Genomic DNA, 16,983 nt, shown 5'->3' with positions numbered 1-16,983 from the left:
AGTGCCATGTCGTTGGGCATACCTCGTGATCCCCGCCTCGCAGGTCTGGAGGCGCTGAAGACGAGCGCGGTGAATTCCGGACAGGCGGCCACGAGTGGCTTCCACAACCAGAACTACGTGCTGCCGCTGCCGGAGAACCTGGCGCGGCTGGTGGACCTTCCAGTCGGCACGTCCGTGACCGTGCGGATACCGCGCACCGATGCCCTGTCGGTGGTGATCAGGACCTGGCAGAACGAGGCGGAGATCCTGCGGGCCGTCAAGAGCGTGCTGCCTCATGTGCCGCAGTGCCTTGTCGAAGGGCACGGCTTCGCCGTCCACAGCTATGTGGAAGGCGTACCGCTCTCCAGCGTCTGCGGAAACGGAAAGCCGGTCGACACGTTGCTCGTCGCGGCGCTGGCGGACCTCCTCGCCGGGATGACCCAGGTCCGCGATGGGGCGTTGCCGCCCAGGCCGGCGCTCTGGCCCACCGACCACACGGACAGCCAGGGCTTTCTGCAGACCCTGGCCGTGCTGGCGGACGACCAGATCCGTCAACCCAACTGGCCTTGTTTCGGTGGCCTGTTCGCGTCCCTCGGTATCGCCGAGGACGCCCTGATCCGGTTGGCCGAGCGGGTACCCGCCATGACGCGGCGACCGTACAGCCTGCTCCACGCGGACCTGCACCGCGACAACCTGATCATGTCGTACGTTGGTGATCCGCCGCTGATCTGCGTCGACTGGGAACTGGCGACATACGGTGACCCGTTGCACGATCTGGCGACCCACCTCGTCCGGATGCAGTATCCCGACCATCAGTGGGCAGAGGTCGTCGACTCCTGGGCGGACGCCATGAAGGCCGTCCGGCCTTCAGCCGCCAACGGTGTGGCGGAGGATCTACCGCACTACGTCGAGTTCGAGCGGGCGCAGTCGGTCTACTCGGACGTCATGCGGGCTGTGAAGTCCCTGGAGGGACGGTTCGACCAGAAGAGCCTGGACGACGCGACGGCGGTCGTCCGGCGGGCCTTGGAGGCGGGGGCGGAGCCGCTACGGCTCACTCATGTGCCGGGCGAGCGCGAGATCGAGCGGATCCTGTTCCGCTGGCAGGTGTCCGCGGCCCGCGGGACGGCACGGCCCGGTACGGCCGGCGGTTCGGCGATCGCCTGGGAACCGGACCCGCGCGTGCCCGAACATCCCGACTTCCCCTACTCCGCTGTCAAGCACGCCCTCTTCCTGGAGAGCGCGGCACCCGCCGAGCGGGTGTTCAAAGGCACCGCGCATCTCAATACCGTGGTCCGGGTACCGGGCACCGACTTCCCGGTCGTGGTGCGGCGCGGCGTGGCGAACCTCCACCTGCGCGAGCACGGCTTTCTCAGAGAGCACGTCGTGCTGCGGGCCATCGAGCGGTCGCACGTGGCGGTGGCGGCACCGAGGGTGCTGGCACTGGGCGAGAGCCACGCCGACTACGCCGTCGACACGCAGACGTACTCCAAGGACGCGTTCGCCATCCACACCTACGAGGGTCCGGTCGACCTCGGCAAGCAGGCCAGCCACCCGGTGGACGGGCTGCTGCCGCACGAGGCGGACGGGCTCGTCGACCAACTCGACGCGTTGACCGAGGTGGACTGTCGCGCGATCGACGCGGTCGCCGACGGCGGAGGGTTTTTCCACCGGCTGACCGAACAACTCGTCGAGCTGGTGGGGAACTTGCCGAAGGAGTCGTGGCAACTGGCCCGGTTCGTGGGGCTCCCCGACGCTCCACGCCTTCGGGAGATCCTGTCCCGGCACAGAGTGAGCGACCGAGCTTCCGCGCTGCTGCACGGGAACCTCAACCCGTGGAACCTGATCCGCCGTGACGACGATCTGGCGCTGACCATCATCGACTGGGACATGGCCGTGGTCGGCGATCCGCTGTACGACCTGGTCCGGCACATGCACCTCACGCCGACCCGGCCGGAGATCCGTGAGCGCCTGTTCCAACGCTGGGACAGCTACCTGCCCGCCGTTTGCACGAAGGACTGGCAGAAGGACTGGCGCGTCTACCGGTGGGTCGAGATCGTGCGGTCCGCGTACGTGGATCTGGATCGCCTCGTCACCCGCGCGAGCCTGGACGCTCCCAACGTCCGCCGCGCCGTGGACTCGTACACGATGACCCTGACGGAGGCCCTCGGTTTCCTCGGCCTGACCGTCCGCCGAGGAGTCAACCCCTATCTCGCCCGGGCGTTGGCGTAGGGAGACGGCGACTTGAAGGCGGGCGACGACCGGTAGCGTCCGCCGTATGACTGATGCCACCGAATTCGAGGACATCCCCACGACCACCCTCGCCGATCTGCTCGGCCACGAGCAGGTGTTGGACCTCGGGGTCCGGGCGCTGTGGGGGCCGATGCCGCGTCTCACCGGGCCGGCCTTCACCGTGCGGTGTCCTCCCGGCGACAACCTCATGCTGCACGCGGCCATTTACCGGGCCGAGCCCGGTTCGGTTGTCGTCGTGGAGTCGGGTGACGTGGAGTACGCGCTCGCCGGGGGGAATGTCTGTGCCGTCGCGCAGCGGCGCGGGATCGCCGGGTTCGTCGTCGACGGGGTGATCCGGGACGTCGGGGAGGTGCGGGCGGCTGGGTTCCCCGTGTTCGGGCGAGGGACCGTGCCGATCCCGGGGGCCAAGAAGGCCGTACTGCCGTTGAACGAGCGGGTGCGGTGCGGGGGCGTCGCCGTCGACGCCGGGGATGTCGTGGTGGCCGACGAGGACGGGGTCGTGGTCGTGCCGGGTGCGCGGCGGGCCGAGGTGCTCGCGGGGGCGTTGGCGCGGCTGGTTCAGGAGGGCGACGAGAGCCTTGACGAGTGGGAGGCGGCGCATCGGGCCCGGGTCGAGGAGCTGCTGCGCGCGGGTGGGTTCGAGGGGTGACGTGTCCGGAGTAGGAGTGGGGAATGCGGAGTTGGGAGTGCGAAGTGGGGGTGATGCGCGTGGCGTCGGGGAGGGAAGTGGCCGATCCTGGTGTCGATGCTTCTCTTCCTCGATGTCGACGGGACCCTGCTCCCCTTCGGTGCGTCGCGGCCCTACCCGGTGTACGAGCCGGGGTTCGCGCCGCCGGTCGCCGCCGCCCCGCCCCTGCTGACCCGGATCGACCCCTCGCTCGGGCCCCGGCTCGCCGCGTTGCGGTGCGAACTGGTGTGGGCGACGACCTGGATGGACGATGCGAACGTGTGCGTCGCGCCCTGGCTCGGGTTGCCCCAACTCCCCCTGGTGGACTGGCCCGACCCGGCCGAGGAGGGTGCGGGTGCGGGTGGGAGCGCGGTCAGTGGCCTGCACTGGAAGACTCGGCCGCTCGTCGCCTGGGCCGCCGGGCGGCCTTTCATCTGGGTGGACGACGAGATCCGCGACGCCGACCGCGACTGGGTGAGCGCCCATCATCCGGAACGGGCGCTGTTGCAGCGAGTTGACCCCCGGTACGGGATCACCGGCGCTGATCTCGTTGCCGTGCGGGCGTGGTTGGACGCCAACCGGTAGCGGGCGGCGGGCAGTTGACGTACAGATCTCAGAACGGGGGCTCGGCCGTTGCCAGTTGCAGCAGGCGCTTCGTGCTCTCCGCCGCGCCCGCCGCGCCCGTCGCCCGCGTCTCGTCGGACGCGCCGGGGAAGATCCGGCCCCAGGTGACCGCACGTCCGATGACACCGAGCCGTCCCGCCAGGGTGAGTGCGCGGCGAAGTTCCCTGCTGCTACGGCCGTTTCACGTCCAGGGGTCGAGGTAGGCGTCCCGTAGGCGGGGCAGTGACTCGGGGCCGTAGCGTTCGGTGAATTGCTCGGCCGGGACCAGGAACGTCGGGGGCGGGGTGTCGTAGCGGCGCCGCTGTTTTCTCGGTGACCGACCTGATGAACTCCACTGTCTCGTCGAAGACTTGGGGGAGTGCTGTCGTCCTGGCGCTGGGGACGCCGAGTTGTTCGAGGTCCTTGGTGTACGGGACGAGGGCGCGCTGCATCGTCGCGTACTGGCGCAGCGGTTCTTCCCAGGCGTGGGGGTCGGCGGGGTTGCGGTCGAGGACCTGGTAGAAGAGGTCGCCGCCGTCGGGGAGCAGGGACCAGCCGCGGTCGGCGTCCACGGCGAGGGGTTTCAGGACGTACTCCGGGACCCAGTGGGCGAGTGCGGCGGCGAGGGGGGCCTCGAAGGCGCCGGCTGGGGGATTGGCCTTCAGTCATACGGTGGAGGCGGCCGTAGCGTGGTGGGTGGTGTCGGCGTCCTCGACGGGGATGCGGACCAGGACGGACCAGGGGCGTAGGCGTACCCGCCGTCCGGCCGTTCCGCTCTCTCGTAGTCCCCTTGCCGTGAGTTCGCGGGTGGCCCAGTCGAGGGCCGCGTTCCGCCAAGTCGGCTGGTCCCAGGGGGTGTTGGCGTTCTCGTGCCGGCCTCGGTCCGTGATCGTCGATGTGTCGTCGGCGTCGCGCATCGGGTCATTTCAGCAGGCGGGGCCGCCCGGGTTCTATCGATTTACGCGCGGTAGCGTGCCGATCATGGCTGACTGGGAGATACGGCCCGCGTCGGCGGCCGACGTCGACGCGATCGCCGAGCTGCGTGCCGTCGTGCTGCGCGGCGATCTGGAACGACTCGGGCGGTACGACGAGCGGCGTGTGCGGCAGCGGCTGCGGGACGGGTTCGTGGCGGAGTGGACCTGGGTGATCGAGGTGGACGGGGCGTTCGCCGGGTGCGTGGCGCTACGGCCGGACGGGGACGCCCGTTGCCATTGGCTGGAGCATTTCTATGTGGGCGCGCAACATCAGGGGCGTGGGATCGGTTCCGGTGTGCTGGGGGAGCTGCTGGAGCGGTGTGATCGGGGCGGGATCGATGGCGGGGGCGGCATCGGCGTCGTACGGCTGAATGTGTTGCAGGGGAGTCCGGCTCGGCGGTTGTACGAGCGGTACGGGTTCGTCGTCGACGCCGAGGACGCGGTGGATGTGTTCATGGTGCGGGGACCGGCCGCCTGACCTGTTGCTTTGTCCTCCGCCCTGACATTCGCGGGGGCTGCGTCGTCGTACGGGTATGACAGGTATGAGCACACGAATCCGGTACGTCAGCCTCGGTCTGCTGGCCGTGGTCGGGCTGTACACAGGTGGCTGGGCCTATTTCTCGCCGACGGGGTGGTACGCGAACTTCCCTGGGCTCGGGCTGAGTTGGTTGCCCCAGCTGGGTCCCTACAACGAGCACCTCGTCAAGGACGCGGGGGCGATGTTCCTCGCGCTGGCCCTCCTCACGATCGTCGCGCTGCGCGAGGTGCGGAACACCAGGCTGGTGCAGACGACGGGCGCGGTGTGGCTGGTCTTCAACGTGCTGCACTTCAGCTATCACGTGCAGCATCTCGACATGTACGGGACGCGGGACCAGGTGCTGAACGTGGTGTTCCTCGCCGCGCTCGTACTGCTGGCGGCGGTGCTGCTGGTGCCGGTGTCTCCTGGACGGCGGGGTGACACCAAGTGAAGGCGAGGGTCGGTATGCGGGTTGCGGTGGCGGGCGGTACCGGGCTGGTCGGGCGGTACGTGGTCGAGGAGCTGGTCGCGGCCGGGCGGGAACCGGTGGTGCTGAGCCGGTCGCGGGGTGTGGACCTCGTCTCGGGCGGGGGTGGTGCTGGGCTCGATGCCGCACTCGATGGCGTGGATGCCGTCGTCGACGTGAGCAACGTGACCACCACGAGCGCGCGGAAGTCGGTCGCGTTCTTCGACGCCGTCGGGCGCAATCTGCTGGAGGCGGGCGAGCGGGCCGGCGTACGGCATCACGTGGTGCTGTCGATCGTCGGTATCGACCGGGTCGGCCTCGGCTACTACCGGGGCAAACTCCGCCAGGAGAGTGTGGTGAAGGACGGTCCGTTGCCGTGGACCGTGCTGCGCGCGACGCAGTTCCACGAGTTCGCGGAGCAGACCCTCGACCGGGTGCCGGGGCCGTTCGCGGTGGTGCCGCGGATGCGGACCCAGCCGATCGCCGCGCGGGAGGTCGCGCGGCAACTGGTGAGGCTCGCGACGGGGCCCGCGCAAGGCATGGCCCCGGATCTCGCCGGGCCGCGCGTCGAGCAACTCGTCGACATGGTGCGGCGGTTGCTGCGGGCGAGGGGGGAGCGGCGGTTGGTGGTGCCGGTGCGGATGCCGGGTGCGGTCGGGGCGGCGATGACGGGGGACGGGCAGTTGCCGGTCGCCGACGCGGGCGCGGCCGATGTACCCGGGGCGCGGGGGAGTGAGACGTTCGACGAGTGGCTCGCGCGGCATGTGGTGCGGGGCGGTCGGTCGTCCGGCCGACCGTCCGTACGGGGAGGATGATCACCGCTGTGTCCACTTCACCCGGTTCGTCGTCCACTTCACCCGGATCTACGCCCGGTTCATCGTCCCAGGACCCCACCCTCGGCTCCCTCATGGCCGAGCGGCGGCGACTGCTCAACCTCGGTTACCGGATGCTCGGTTCGGTGCAGGACGCCGAGGATGTCGTACAGGAGACGTACGCCCGTTGGTACGCCCTGTCCGAGGAGGCGCAGCGGGCGATCGACGTGCCCATGGCGTGGCTGACCCGGGTCGCCTCGCGGATCTGCCTCGACCAGCTGGGTTCGGCGCGGGCCCGGCGGGAGCGGTACACCGGTGAGTGGCTGCCGGAGCCGGTGCGGCACGGTGCGGGGTGGGCCAGTACGGGGGGTGGTGCGGGCGCGGATGATCCCGCCGACCGGATCACCCTCGACGAGTCGGTCAGCATGGGGATGCTGGTGCTGCTCGACTCGATGACTCCCGCGGAGCGCGTCGCGTTCGTCCTGCACGACGTCTTCGGGCTGCCGTTCACCGAGATCGCCGAGACGGTGGGCCGTACGCCCGCGGCCTGTCGCCAACTCGCCTCCTCCGCCCGCCGACGCCTGGCCCACCGCCCGCCCGGCAGTGGTACGGCGGCGGAACACGGGCGCGTCGTCTCCGCGTTCCGCGAGGCCTGCGAGACCGGGGATCTCGATGCGCTGGTCGCGTTGCTCGACCCGGCGGTCGAGTCGCGCAGCGACGGGGGCGGCAAGGTACGGGCGGCCCTGCGCCCGGTCGTCGGCCGCGACAAGGTGTCCCGCCTCTTCCTCGGCCTCATGCGGCGGGAACCCGACATGGAACTCGTCGAGGACGACGTGAACGGGACGCCCGGGGTGGCGGTACGGATAGCCGGTACGACGTTCGCCGTGCTCGCGGTGGGGGTGGGGGGTGCCGGTTTGATCACCGATCTGTGGTTGGTGGTCAATCCGGACAAGTTGGGGGCGTGGAACGGGTATGGCGATGGCGAGACGTAGGGGGTGAGGGGGTGAGGCGTGGTGCAGCTTGAGAACGGGTGGTGCGTGGGTGCGTCGGACGCATAGTTTGTGCGGCCGTGGACACTGACCCGACGGTGCTCGTCGATGGTTGATCCCGGGCCCGTGGGGGTCGAAGCCGCCGAAGAGGGCCTGTTGTCCCGGACGTAGGCGGCCGTCACCTCCAGTTTCGTCGCGGTGACGTTCCTGACCGGGGTGGTCGCGGTGTCGGTCAACACGGCCATCGGCCAGGCGTATCCGGAACGCCTGCGGCCCCGCGCACTCGCCCTGATGAGCGCCCGCTGGATCGTCCCGTCACTGGCGGGCCCTCCGCCGGCCGGGCTGGCGTCCGCGTGGTGTTCCTGGCGGGCGGTCTTCTACGGCCTGGCCGCGCTGACCGTGCTGCCGACGCTCGCGCTGATGGTCGTACTACGAGGTCCTGTTGGTGCTTCTGTTTTCTGTTTTCTGCTGGCGCCGGCGCTGGTGCCGTCGAGCCGGTGGACGACCGTCCGGCGCGTCCCCCGTCGCTGCTCGCGGGATGGGTGAGTCTGGGCGCCGCTCTCGGTCAGTACGGCGTATCGGGCTGGGACGTCCGGCATCTGCCGTTCCTGGCCGGTGGACTCGGTCTGCTCGTGGCCCTCGCACCGCGACTGCTGCCACTGGGCACCCGGCGGGCGGCCCGAGGTCTGCCGGTCACGGTGCTGCTGAACCCGTCCCTGACCGTGCTGTCCCTCTCGCACAGCCCGCCCGGTCACCAGGGACGGGCGAGCGGCGCGATGCGGACCAACCGGAACCTCGGCCGGATCGCGATCCTGGCGCTGTCCTCCGCCGTGCTCAACGCCGCCCTGGGCGCCGGCACCTCCCAACTGACCGGCTACGGCGCCGCGTTCACGCTGCTGCTCGCGCCGGCTCTGTTGATCGTCCTGCTCGTGGGGTGTGCCCGTGGAGTCGGACCCGGACCCGGAGCCGGAGACACGACTACGGCGGCTGGGGAGACTACGGCGACCGTCGTCACGGCGCCTTGAGGAGTGCGTCGGGCCGAGGGGGTGATGCTTGCGGACTCGCGGCCCGCGAACGCCTCCGGGTCAGCACTGCCACCGTCGTCCCGATCGCCGCGATCACCAGCCCGATCCCGCCGAAGACCAACGGCAACAGCCACAGGGAGAGGAACCCGTTGATCCGCGCGTCCTCGGGTGAGTCCGAGTGGTAGAGCACCTCGACCCGCTCACCCGTGTCGTACGCGGGCGGGTTGGACCCCGTGGAGTCCCGGAACGTCCGCCGCGTACCGTCCGCCGATGTGAACTCGACGACCGGGTACGCCATGGGCTTGTCGCTCGCCCGGTTCTTGCGGGACGTACTGCTGTGGTCCTTCCGCCACTCCAGGCTCACCACAGTGCCGGGGGCGCGTTCCGCATCCGCCAGGAACGAGACCGACACCCCCGCCGTGATCACCCCTATGACCAGGAACAGCGCCCCGAAGGCGATCACCCCGAACAAGATCCAACGGTGCGCGCGCTGCCCCGGTACCTGACCCCGAACCCGCATGACTTTCCTCGCCCCGAAACGGTCAACTGCGGTGATCAGTGTGGCCAGTTCGGGAGGGCGGTGGCCAATTGGGGTGGGTACCCGAGGTCAGGCCGTCCGCGTAGGGGTGGCCGCGGCCAGCAGTACGGCGAACACGATCGGGGCGGCCGTCTGGTACCCGATCCACACCTCACCCCCGCCACCGCTCCCCCGCCACGCCATCAGCAGACCGGCGAGGGCCGCCAGCCCCCAGCCGCTGTCGTAGGCACCCATGAGCCGTAGGCAGGTGCGCACCGGTCGGCTGCGTGCGTAGCCGATCTCGATTCCGCCGCCGATCAGCAGGGCCACGCCGGAGACGACCATCAGCAGGCCGGACACACCGAGCAGGCGGCCGAGCGGGGCGGCTCCGGCGATGTAGGCGGCGGCGAGCACCACCTTGAAGACGCCGTCGGCGATGATCCCCGCCGTCAGGCGAGTCACCGGAGGTGGAGGTGCCGGAGGTGCCGGGACGCGGGCCATGAGTGTTCCTCCCCGAAGCTCGTTCGACGTTTCGTCAGCTGTTTCATCGTTCGTTCGGCTGGTTCCATAATGAGATTACGGCAATAATCGAACTATGAGAATGACGAGAGCGGAGACCCGGGAACGCAACCGCCGCGCCTTGCTGGACGCCGCGTTCCACGTCGTCTCCCGGGACGGGTACCGGGCCCGGCTCGACGAGATCGCCGAACGCGCCGACCTGACCACCGGTGCCGTCTACTCGCTGTTCGGGAGCAAGAACGGCCTGGTGGTCGCCGTCGTCGCCGATCAACTGCGGCCGTACTACGAAGAGATCGAGCGGGAGGTACCGGCCGGGCTGGATCTGTCGGCGGCGGTCGACGCCTTCGCCCGGCACTACCGGCGTAGTTGCGACGGCCCCGACGCGCTAGCGCGCCTGTCGCTCCAGATCACCTTGCTGGACATGGCTCTGCACGACCCGGATCTGGGGGCTCAACTCGCCGCGTCCGTCCGGTCGCAGGAGGAGCACCTGATCGCGCTGTTCACCGGCAGGTCGTACGACGGCGGCACCGTGACGCCACATCAGGCCCGGCGTCTGGTCACCGCGCTCAGAGCGCTGTTCGTCGGCCTCACTCAGGGCGTCACCCTCGGCCTCGCCCCCGACGCCGACGAGCAGTACTTCGCCGACTCCGCCCGGGCCCTGGCATCCGACGTCTCCCTGCTCTCGTAGGCCGGGGAACCTACAACCCCAGCGGCAAGCTCCCTCTCCCCAAGCTCGACGGCGGCTCCCTCACGGAAGTCGGCGCTCCGAGGCCTCACCAGCAAGCCGGATGCGGAGAAGCTGCAGGACTTCTACCGCGGCGCCCAACTGGCGGGCCGGGGAGGCAGAACCGCGCCGGCGCGTGACACTGACGCAGGAGATCATCGATGCCTGGAGCTAGCGGCGCCCCTGGACCCACCGGTCCCATCGGACCCATCGGACCCATCGGACCCACCGGTCCCACCGGTCCCCTCGGCCCGCAGACAGTGGATCTGAAGTTCACGGCGGCCCGGGGCGAGACCGTCGAAGTCTGCTTCGAGCCGGTCGGAACCACCTTCTCGCTGTTCGACGGCCAGTCGATTTACCTACGGACCCCCCTCGCCACGGTGGGCTCCGTGGAGGTCGTCTCCTGGCCGAACGGCATCGGCGTGTGGGTGCCGTACCCCGGCGACCACCTGATCCTCGACAGCGAACGAAACGAACTGGAACCGCTCTAGCCGCGTCGCTCCACCGAACTGGCACTGATGGAACAGGGCGGGCGGGTGAACGACCGACGGACGACCCGGCGGCGGGCGGTACTCGCGCTCGCCGCGGGTCTCCTGGTGTCCGGCTGTTCCGGCTCACTCAGCCTGAGCAGCCGGCGCCGGTGGCCGTGTGCCGTCGTCGTGGCGGTGAGCGTGCCGAAGACGTCTCAGGGCTTCGAGTTCTGTCCGGGGGAAATGCTCGCCCCATTTGCCTCGGTAGCCGCTCTCGCCGTAGGTCCGCGCCACCTCGTCGAAACAGCGGAGCACGGCCCGGGCGAGTGCGTCGACGGGAAGGTGGGACGACCAGATCTCGGTGCCTCTGTTGTCGTGGTCGCTGCCGCTACGTAGTTCCAGCAAGCGGATCCGGACATCCGCGGTTTCGCGGTGGAAGAGCCACCGGTAGGCGGTCGGCTCGGCTTCGAACTGGACGCGGGCTTCCGTCGCGCCCGCGACGAGCCGGGCCACCGCCGTCAGGAACTCCTCGGGCGCGTCGCTGATGTAGGACGCGGTCAGCTCCGCCTTCGCCCGGTGGTCCTCGATGACGCAGTCGGCCCACCCATGTGTCCCCAGCGTCCAGGTGATGCGGATGTCGGCCGTCACCGAGGCGCTCCGGTCGCCGGCGGCCTTCGGGCGAGTCTGGCGGCCACGGCGTCGAGGACCCAGTCCAGGCCGGTCGCGAAGGAGGTCTCGGCGTCCACGTCCGTGCCCTCGTGCACGGCCTTGGCCAGCGCCGGGAAGCGGCCCGTGGCCAGCATGTTCGTCACATGCGGGCCGTGGGCGCGCTGCCAGTCGTGCTTGGACAGGCCCGTGGCGCGCTCGGCCCGCAGGTTCGCGATCTCGCGCCTGATCGCGCCGATGAAGTAGGCGCTGACGGTCTCCACGGCGCGCATCACGGTGTCGACGTCGGTGAGGCCGTCGAGGGCGGCCAGCGTGGCCTCGGTCACGGCGAGGCCGTTCGGGCCCAGGGCCGGGCGGCCGCCGAGCAGGTCGGCCAGCCATTCGTGGCGGAGCGCGGCCTGCCTGGTGCGATGGGCGAGGGTGCGCAGCGCCTCCCGCCAGTCGCCGGGCTGTTCCGCGGGGAGGATCTCGGCCTGGACCTCGTCCACCATGAGGTCGAACAGCTCCTCCTTGGTGGAGATGTACCTGTACAGCCGCATCGGACCGGCGTCCAGGCGGGCCGCGACCTTGCGCAAGGACACCGCCTCCAGCCCGCCCTCGTCGGCCAGCGCGATGGCGGCGGCGACGATCCGCTCCCGGTCGAGCGTCACGGGGCGAGTCGGCGGCTCCGGCCGGTCCCACACAGTCATGCTCACACCGTACCGTTGCGATACGTCGTATGAGGTCAATACAGTGTATCGACATGAGACATCGCATCGCAGTAGTCGGGGGCGGTCCCGCCGGCCTCGCCTTCGCCCGCGTCCTGCACCGCTACGACCACCCCGTCACTGTCCTCGAACGCGATCCCGCCCCCGACGCCCGCCCCCCGGGCGGCACGCTGGACCTGCACGAAGGGCTGGGCCAGCTCGCGCTGGACAAGGCGGGGCTGCTGGCGGAGTTCCATGCGCTGTCCCGTCCCGAGGGGCAGGCCATGCGCATCCTGGACACGGACGGGACCGTCCTGCGCGACTGGCGACCCCGTCCGGACGACCGGGCCAATCCCGAGATCGACCGCAGGCAACTCCGTGACCTGCTGCTCGGCCCCCTCGACGTCCAGTGGGGCCGGGGCGTGACGCGGGTGGTGCCGGGGACCGGGGACGGCGTACGGGTCCAGTTCGCGGACGGGCGACAGGAGACCTTCGACCTCGTGGTCGGCGCGGACGGCGCCCGGTCCCGGGTCCGCCCGGCGGTCTCGCCGGTGACACCGCACTACACCGGCGTCACCTCGATCGAGACCTCCCTCGACGACATCGACACCCGCCACCCCGACCTCGCCCGGCTGATCGGCGACGGTTCCGTGGCCGTGTACGGCGCCAACCGCTCCCTCGTCGCCCAGCGCAACAGCGGCGGCCACGTGAAGGTGAACACCAAGTTCCGCGCACCGCTGGACTGGTGCACGAACCTGGACCCGGCCGACGTCGAGGCCGTGCGATCGAGCCTGCTGGCCCTGTTCGACGGCTGGGCCGCTCCCGTCCTCGACCTCCTCCGCCACGGCACCGCTTTCGTCCACCGCCCCCTCTACGTCCTGCCCGTGTCCCACACCTGGACCCACGTCCCCGGGGTGACGCTGCTGGGCGACGCCGCCCACCTGATGCCCCCACTGGGGGTGGGCGCGAACCTCGCACTGCTGGAGGGCGCCGAACTCGCCGAGTCCATCGCCGCCGCCGGTCATGGAGATCTGGACGAGGCCGTCCGCGCCTTCGAGGAGCGGATGTGGGCACGGGCCGGCAAGTGGGCGAAGATCACGGCGGCCGGCCTGGAACGCCTCGTGAGCCCGGACCCCACCGAAGCCCTCGCCCTCTTCGACGGGGTCCAGCCGTCCTGACCGCTTGCGTGAGTGCTTCCTCCGCCGCCGTCCGGTTCCTTCCGGTTCTGTCCATTCCCAGTAGAGGTGAGCAGACGGACCCGTTCTGATCAGGGAGTTGTCGATTTCGCTGGGACGGTCTCCGGCGGAGGCGTCCCAGCGGAGTTGTCGGGACGATTCTGATCTTCTGCTTCGTTCTCAGGAGTCCCGTACGTTCTGATATTTGGCGACGGTCGTGACCTGGCCCTGTTCAGTTCCCTGGGCACGGCGCTGCTGTTCCCGCGCGGCACACGAAAGACGAAGGGGAGAAGCGTCGCGTTCTGCTCGGTCAGATCCAGCGCGGAGCCGGACTAGCCCGAAGGCCGTGCATAAGGGCTGGCAACCGACGGGAGTCTTGGGAACCTCATGCCAAGCTCCGTTCGTCTTTCTCTACCTGAGCGGCCGCGGCATCCGAACCGGCCTCGATTCGTGATGGAGGCAGGCGTTGAGCCAACCCGTAGGCCGGTACGTGTACTGGTCCCAGCGCCTTGTCACCGAGGTGATCGACGACAATGGGGTCCGGCTGGATCCCCGCATCAAGCCCGCTCTCAATCTCGGCCTGGCGGGCAACGGCGTCAGCCTCGCCGGCAGGGACCAGGAGAACACCACCTTCGACATCGCCGAGAAGCTCAAGAAGAAGCTCCGCAAGTCCATCATCACGGACTTCAGCACCCCGGCTTCTGGGCAACTCGTTCAGGGGGCAGGCCATGCCGAGGTGGCGGAGTTCCAGACATGGGGGCACCCGCAGCACCGCCTACAGCAGCGCACCGCCGTGATTCACACACAGGCAATCACGCGGGAGGGACGCGTCGATCTCTGCCTGTTCGGGAGCCTGAAGAACCTGAGGGGTTTCGCAGTTCCGGAGCAGGACTCTGTCGGTGGGTGGACTTCGTCGGCCGCCCCGATGATCGAGGAGTTCATCGCCCTCCGGGGTGCAGAGGTGAGCACGCGAACGGGACACGAGTTTCCGTTTGACGATGAGCAGCTTGCCGTGGAGATCCTCAAGGTCGCAATGTCACAGGGCATTTACACCGAACCCGCTGCCCATCTGGGCCGTCCCGAGACCCGTGCCTACACAGTGCTGGGGTTCGACGCGACCGAGTACGTCGCTCTCGTATACAGGGACGTGGTCCTTACTCCGGGGCGCTGGGACTTCCGGGTGGAGCCGGAGCTGGACGGCGTCCGCCGCATCCTCATCGGGGCTCCGCTGTGGATGCGTACGACGCGTCAGGATTCCATCCGGCGGTACTTCGGCGAGAACCGGGTGGTGATCCCTCGAACCCTGGGTACATCGAGCACACCCGCAATTGGCCCCTCGCAGGTGACACCCCCCGGACCCGGCCACGTGCTCCTTCAACCCCCGCGGGACGGAGATCGTACGCAGGACTGAAATGCCTGATGTCCCCATCCGCACCATGACGACGGCATCACTCATTCAAAGTAAGTAGGTCTCCCGAGAAACCGCTTCAAAATCCAGGCGCGGTCGGATGCTGCATCACTACGGTGGCTGTGTGGCCACGACGAACATGCCCGTAGCGGGCCAACCACTTGCGCCGATCTATCCGTACAACGAGCCGAGCCAGGCCGTCCTTCTGCACGACGGCCCGATCGGCGGGCTAGGAGCAACCGACGTTCCTGGCCGCGTCGAGTTGATCTGTGCAAACGGCTTCAACTTTGAGTGGAAGGTCGGAGATGGGGCATCGCCGGACTTCGCGAACCGCGACGAGGTTGCCCTGACTCTCTATCGTCCGATGGGCGACATGATCATGCCTGGGGTGCCACGGAACATCGACGGAGGATGGTCGAACGGGGCCTCGTTCGGGAACCCCGGGGCCCCATTGACTCGACTCGTGGTTCATTGGTTCAACCTGCCCAATTGGCATGGCCCGCTGGGGCTGGTGGCGAAGACGGCAGACGGAGAGCAGGAGTGGTCAGGCCGTTGGGTGCATCAATCGAGCGGCTGGGAGATCACGCTCGATGTTCGCCCCGACTACCAGAGGGTTTGGGGCGATCTCCACAAGACTGATGTGTACGTGATGACGCACGTAATGGAGGTGCGTCGTACCGACGGCTCGCTCTTTACAGCCGACGAGGTAGATTCCGTGCTGACAGCGTTGCACGTCGGGGTCTCGTTCGCGCTCGGCCGATGGGCTGCTCCCATGCTGTCAGTCGGCGAGGACAGCGGCGGTCGCGTGGCGTGGGAACAGTGGGGAGCCTCCCACTGTGACCCGGCGCGCAGGAGCAGTGATGGTTGGTGGTACGACCAAGATCACCAATCGCTGGGCGACTTCTTGAGCCTTGTGATCGACGCCTTTGCTGACCCTGACCGACTCGTGCCGCTGCGCTTTCAGATGATGTACGCCATCTCCGCCATGCGGAGTCGTGACTTTGTCGAGCCTCGGATCATCATGGGTACAGCAGGCCTGGAACACATCATGTGGGAGAGTCTCGTCCTCAACGGCGTTTTGACCAAGCAGCAGTACAAGCAACGCCCGGCCCATGATTTGCTGCGCAAGGTGCTGCTGAGCGCTCAAATCCCCGTCGACATCAACCCTCACCTCCTGTCGGCGGCTGCACAGTATGCCGCTGATGTAAAGGTGAACGAGAACAAGGACATTGACGGGGCTGATGTCGTGACCTGGGTCAGGAATCGACTGGTGCATCCGCAAGAGTCGCAGGAGCCGGTTTATCGATTGGACGGCTTGACAAGGGACGCATGGCTCCTCGCTCGCCATTACCTAGTGCTGCTGATTCTGAAATCACTTGGGTACAACGGCAGTTACAGGGACCTCACACGAATCCGTGGCTGGGTGGGCGACGTGGCTAACGTGCCCTGGGCCTGATCAGCCGGATCTTGGGTTTCTGCGTCAGGCGTCCCGTGCGGCGCGATCAGCGGCGGGTTCTGGAGACTCGGCTTGCGTAGGGCGTCTGGACGCTGGTTGGGACTCGCCCGACGATTCCTGAAAGGCGTCGTGATCGTCCGGCGTTATCACCAGCATCAGTGATCTCCCCAAAGGGTCGGTCCAGCGGAAGAGCGCGTCGTTGGAGAAGGTCCAGGAGTGAAGCTTTTCGCGGAGTGTCGGGACGTTGAGCCTGTGCTCGGCCTCTGCGTAGGTGGCGTTGATCGTGTGCCGTTGCTGGCTGAGGTTCGCCCATCGGCGAGGCGCCCGTCGTGCCCGCCAAGCAGGATCGGCCACCATGCCCAGCATCGTGACGAATTCTGGATAGGTGGCGATGTACTCCCGCTCATCGACGCGTCGCCTGATGATGTTCCCGTAGATGGCTTCCTTGGGAGGGAGCTGGGCGAGGCGGTCGTTCCAGCGTGAGAGCAGGTGAGGTTGGTTCTTGTTCAGGAGCCAGGAGCGGACCAAGTGCTGCGCTTCCCTCGTCGCTGCTTCCAGGGTGTCGGGGAAGCGGCGGGCGATCCGTCGGTGTCGGTGCTCAGCGGTAACGAGCTCTGGGAGGTGGCCGACGCGGTAGTGGCGGTTGCCGTCTACCCAGATGCCGTGTCGGCGGCAGAGCTGGAGATCGGTCGGGCGATGGGCGAGGACGGGCCTGGTGATCCCGCGGCGGTGCATGCAGTGTGAGCAGGCGACGTAGAGACGCCGACGGTAGCGGACGACCTCACCAGCGGTGCGCGCCTCAATCCGGGCGATCGCCGGTAGCAGCATCCGGAGGGTCTCGTGCGTAAGGCCCGTCATTGTGGCCAGCCGTGGCAGCACCGTCGGAGTCCAGCGCCATAGTGTGTCCGTCCGCTTTCCGACCTGCGCGTTTTTGAACGGTGTCAGAGTTTTGGCCAGTTGGCCCGGCGTCACTTGGTTGGCGGCGGCGAGGCGGTGCAGATACCAGCCGAAGACCTCCCCGTGAACTGGTGGCAGAGGAAGTGGCAGGAGTCGGACAGGGGCTTCCCAGGGCTCCATCGC

21 protein-coding genes are annotated in these 16,983 nt (G+C 68.6%); 14 read left to right on the top strand and 7 right to left on the bottom strand.

What is annotated here, in order from left to right; translation table 11 throughout:
- Positions 1-6: 6 nt before the first annotated feature.
- The 3 genes from OG588_RS23060 (at position 7) to OG588_RS23050 (ending at position 3,481) form a co-directional block, all read left to right on the top strand.
- Positions 7-2,208, top strand: a complete 2,202-nt coding sequence (locus tag OG588_RS23060; RefSeq protein WP_405948967.1) for a phosphotransferase — start codon at positions 7-9, stop codon at positions 2,206-2,208.
- Between the two features lie 46 nt (positions 2,209-2,254).
- The gene (locus tag OG588_RS23055; RefSeq protein ID WP_405948966.1) at positions 2,255-2,878 is read left to right on the top strand and encodes an RraA family protein; all 624 of its coding nucleotides are present in this window, start codon (positions 2,255-2,257) and stop codon (positions 2,876-2,878) included.
- A gap of 96 nt (positions 2,879-2,974) precedes the next feature.
- Positions 2,975-3,481, top strand: coding sequence for an HAD domain-containing protein (locus OG588_RS23050; RefSeq protein ID WP_405948965.1), 507 nt, complete (start codon positions 2,975-2,977; stop codon positions 3,479-3,481).
- A 209-nt stretch (positions 3,482-3,690) separates the two neighbouring features.
- Here the strand turns inward: OG588_RS23050 and OG588_RS23045 are convergent, their stop codons facing one another.
- Both OG588_RS23045 and OG588_RS23040 read right to left on the bottom strand, forming a co-directional pair.
- Positions 3,691-4,071: a hypothetical protein gene (locus tag OG588_RS23045; RefSeq protein ID WP_405948964.1), complete on the bottom strand. Its 381-nt coding sequence runs from the start codon at positions 4,069-4,071 to the stop codon at positions 3,691-3,693.
- A 93-nt stretch (positions 4,072-4,164) separates the two neighbouring features.
- A complete protein-coding gene (locus tag OG588_RS23040) occupies positions 4,165-4,416 on the bottom strand; it encodes a hypothetical protein (RefSeq protein ID WP_405948963.1) in 252 nt (83 codons plus the stop codon).
- Between the two features lie 64 nt (positions 4,417-4,480).
- Here OG588_RS23040 and OG588_RS23035 point away from each other — a divergent pair, with 64 nt between their 5' ends.
- From OG588_RS23035 to OG588_RS23010, 6 genes are all read left to right on the top strand, one after another.
- Complete coding sequence (locus OG588_RS23035) at positions 4,481-4,951, top strand: GNAT family N-acetyltransferase (RefSeq protein ID WP_405948962.1); 471 nt, start codon at positions 4,481-4,483, stop codon at positions 4,949-4,951.
- 64 nt (positions 4,952-5,015) lie between these two features.
- On the top strand, positions 5,016-5,441 hold the full coding sequence (locus OG588_RS23030; protein ID WP_398849771.1) for a hypothetical protein: 426 nt from the start codon (positions 5,016-5,018) through the stop codon (positions 5,439-5,441).
- 14 nt (positions 5,442-5,455) lie between these two features.
- Complete coding sequence (locus OG588_RS23025; RefSeq protein WP_405948961.1) at positions 5,456-6,271, top strand: SDR family oxidoreductase; 816 nt, start codon at positions 5,456-5,458, stop codon at positions 6,269-6,271.
- A 92-nt stretch (positions 6,272-6,363) separates the two neighbouring features.
- A complete protein-coding gene (gene sigJ / locus OG588_RS23020) occupies positions 6,364-7,260 on the top strand; it encodes an RNA polymerase sigma factor SigJ (RefSeq protein WP_405953188.1) in 897 nt (298 codons plus the stop codon).
- 195 nt (positions 7,261-7,455) lie between these two features.
- Positions 7,456-7,803, top strand: coding sequence for a hypothetical protein (locus OG588_RS23015; protein WP_405948960.1), 348 nt, complete (start codon positions 7,456-7,458; stop codon positions 7,801-7,803).
- Positions 7,755-8,282: a hypothetical protein gene (locus OG588_RS23010; protein WP_405948959.1), complete on the top strand. Its 528-nt coding sequence runs from the start codon at positions 7,755-7,757 to the stop codon at positions 8,280-8,282. Before OG588_RS23015 ends, OG588_RS23010 begins: the two co-directional genes overlap by 49 nt.
- Here the strand turns inward: OG588_RS23010 and OG588_RS23005 are convergent.
- Positions 8,269-8,745 carry a DUF3592 domain-containing protein gene (locus tag OG588_RS23005; protein ID WP_405953187.1) on the bottom strand — a complete coding sequence of 159 codons (477 nt, stop codon included), beginning with the start codon at positions 8,743-8,745 and terminating at the stop codon, positions 8,269-8,271. The genes OG588_RS23010 and OG588_RS23005 overlap by 14 nt on opposite strands.
- Positions 8,746-8,889: 144 nt before the next feature.
- Positions 8,890-9,300 carry a hypothetical protein gene (locus OG588_RS23000; protein WP_405948958.1) on the bottom strand — a complete coding sequence of 137 codons (411 nt, stop codon included), beginning with the start codon at positions 9,298-9,300 and terminating at the stop codon, positions 8,890-8,892.
- Positions 9,301-9,400: 100 nt separating this feature from the next.
- Here OG588_RS23000 and OG588_RS22995 point away from each other — a divergent pair, with 100 nt between their 5' ends.
- Both OG588_RS22995 and OG588_RS22990 read left to right on the top strand, forming a co-directional pair.
- Positions 9,401-10,006: a TetR/AcrR family transcriptional regulator gene (locus OG588_RS22995; protein WP_405953186.1), complete on the top strand. Its 606-nt coding sequence runs from the start codon at positions 9,401-9,403 to the stop codon at positions 10,004-10,006.
- A 296-nt stretch (positions 10,007-10,302) separates the two neighbouring features.
- A complete protein-coding gene (locus OG588_RS22990; RefSeq protein WP_366093161.1) occupies positions 10,303-10,533 on the top strand; it encodes a hypothetical protein in 231 nt (76 codons plus the stop codon).
- A gap of 123 nt (positions 10,534-10,656) precedes the next feature.
- Here OG588_RS22990 and OG588_RS22985 read toward each other — a convergent pair whose 3' ends face one another.
- Positions 10,657-11,160: a hypothetical protein gene (locus tag OG588_RS22985; RefSeq protein ID WP_405948957.1), complete on the bottom strand. Its 504-nt coding sequence runs from the start codon at positions 11,158-11,160 to the stop codon at positions 10,657-10,659.
- Entirely contained in the window at positions 11,157-11,867 is a 711-nt protein-coding gene (locus OG588_RS22980; protein ID WP_405948956.1) for a TetR/AcrR family transcriptional regulator, read from the bottom strand. The genes OG588_RS22985 and OG588_RS22980 overlap by 4 nt, the downstream gene beginning before the upstream one ends.
- Before the next feature lie 53 nt (positions 11,868-11,920).
- Between OG588_RS22980 and OG588_RS22975 the strand changes: the two genes are divergently transcribed.
- From OG588_RS22975 to OG588_RS22965, 3 genes are all read left to right on the top strand, one after another.
- The gene (locus tag OG588_RS22975) at positions 11,921-13,042 is read left to right on the top strand and encodes an FAD-dependent oxidoreductase (protein WP_405948955.1); all 1,122 of its coding nucleotides are present in this window, start codon (positions 11,921-11,923) and stop codon (positions 13,040-13,042) included.
- Between the two features lie 463 nt (positions 13,043-13,505).
- Positions 13,506-14,450, top strand: coding sequence for a hypothetical protein (locus OG588_RS22970; protein ID WP_405948954.1), 945 nt, complete (start codon positions 13,506-13,508; stop codon positions 14,448-14,450).
- A 121-nt stretch (positions 14,451-14,571) separates the two neighbouring features.
- Positions 14,572-15,903 (top strand): hypothetical protein, encoded by a 1,332-nt coding sequence (locus OG588_RS22965; protein ID WP_405948953.1) that lies wholly within the window; start codon positions 14,572-14,574, stop codon positions 15,901-15,903.
- Positions 15,904-15,927: 24 nt separating this feature from the next.
- Here the strand turns inward: OG588_RS22965 and OG588_RS22960 are convergent, their stop codons facing one another.
- A complete protein-coding gene (locus OG588_RS22960; RefSeq protein ID WP_405948952.1) occupies positions 15,928-16,980 on the bottom strand; it encodes a TniQ family protein in 1,053 nt (350 codons plus the stop codon).
- Between the last annotated feature and the right edge of the window lie 3 nt (positions 16,981-16,983).

Source organism: Streptomyces prunicolor (assembly GCF_045162825.1).
GTDB classification, from domain to species: Bacteria; Actinomycetota; Actinomycetes; order Streptomycetales; family Streptomycetaceae; genus Streptomyces; species Streptomyces prunicolor.
Note: the sequence above shows the minus strand (reverse complement) of the source record. Positions and strands in the feature narration are given on the sequence as shown.

Excerpts from the sequence above, each read along its gene's own strand:
- OG588_RS23060 (WP_405948967.1), top strand. The coding sequence starts at position 7 with ATGTCGTTGGGCATACCTCGTGATCCCCGCCTCGCAGGTCTGGAGGCG.
- OG588_RS23055 (WP_405948966.1), top strand. The coding sequence starts at position 2,255 with ATGACTGATGCCACCGAATTCGAGGACATCCCCACGACCACCCTCGCC.
- OG588_RS23050 (WP_405948965.1), top strand. The coding sequence starts at position 2,975 with ATGCTTCTCTTCCTCGATGTCGACGGGACCCTGCTCCCCTTCGGTGCG.
- OG588_RS23040 (WP_405948963.1), bottom strand. The coding sequence starts at position 4,416 with ATGCGCGACGCCGACGACACATCGACGATCACGGACCGAGGCCGGCAC.
- OG588_RS23035 (WP_405948962.1), top strand. The coding sequence starts at position 4,481 with ATGGCTGACTGGGAGATACGGCCCGCGTCGGCGGCCGACGTCGACGCG.
- OG588_RS23030 (WP_398849771.1), top strand. The coding sequence starts at position 5,016 with ATGAGCACACGAATCCGGTACGTCAGCCTCGGTCTGCTGGCCGTGGTC.
- OG588_RS23025 (WP_405948961.1), top strand. The coding sequence starts at position 5,456 with ATGCGGGTTGCGGTGGCGGGCGGTACCGGGCTGGTCGGGCGGTACGTG.
- sigJ (WP_405953188.1), top strand. The coding sequence starts at position 6,364 with ATGGCCGAGCGGCGGCGACTGCTCAACCTCGGTTACCGGATGCTCGGT.
- OG588_RS23000 (WP_405948958.1), bottom strand. The coding sequence starts at position 9,300 with ATGGCCCGCGTCCCGGCACCTCCGGCACCTCCACCTCCGGTGACTCGC.
- OG588_RS22995 (WP_405953186.1), top strand. The coding sequence starts at position 9,401 with ATGACGAGAGCGGAGACCCGGGAACGCAACCGCCGCGCCTTGCTGGAC.
- OG588_RS22980 (WP_405948956.1), bottom strand. The coding sequence starts at position 11,867 with ATGACTGTGTGGGACCGGCCGGAGCCGCCGACTCGCCCCGTGACGCTC.
- OG588_RS22975 (WP_405948955.1), top strand. The coding sequence starts at position 11,921 with ATGAGACATCGCATCGCAGTAGTCGGGGGCGGTCCCGCCGGCCTCGCC.
- OG588_RS22960 (WP_405948952.1), bottom strand. The coding sequence starts at position 16,980 with ATGGAGCCCTGGGAAGCCCCTGTCCGACTCCTGCCACTTCCTCTGCCA.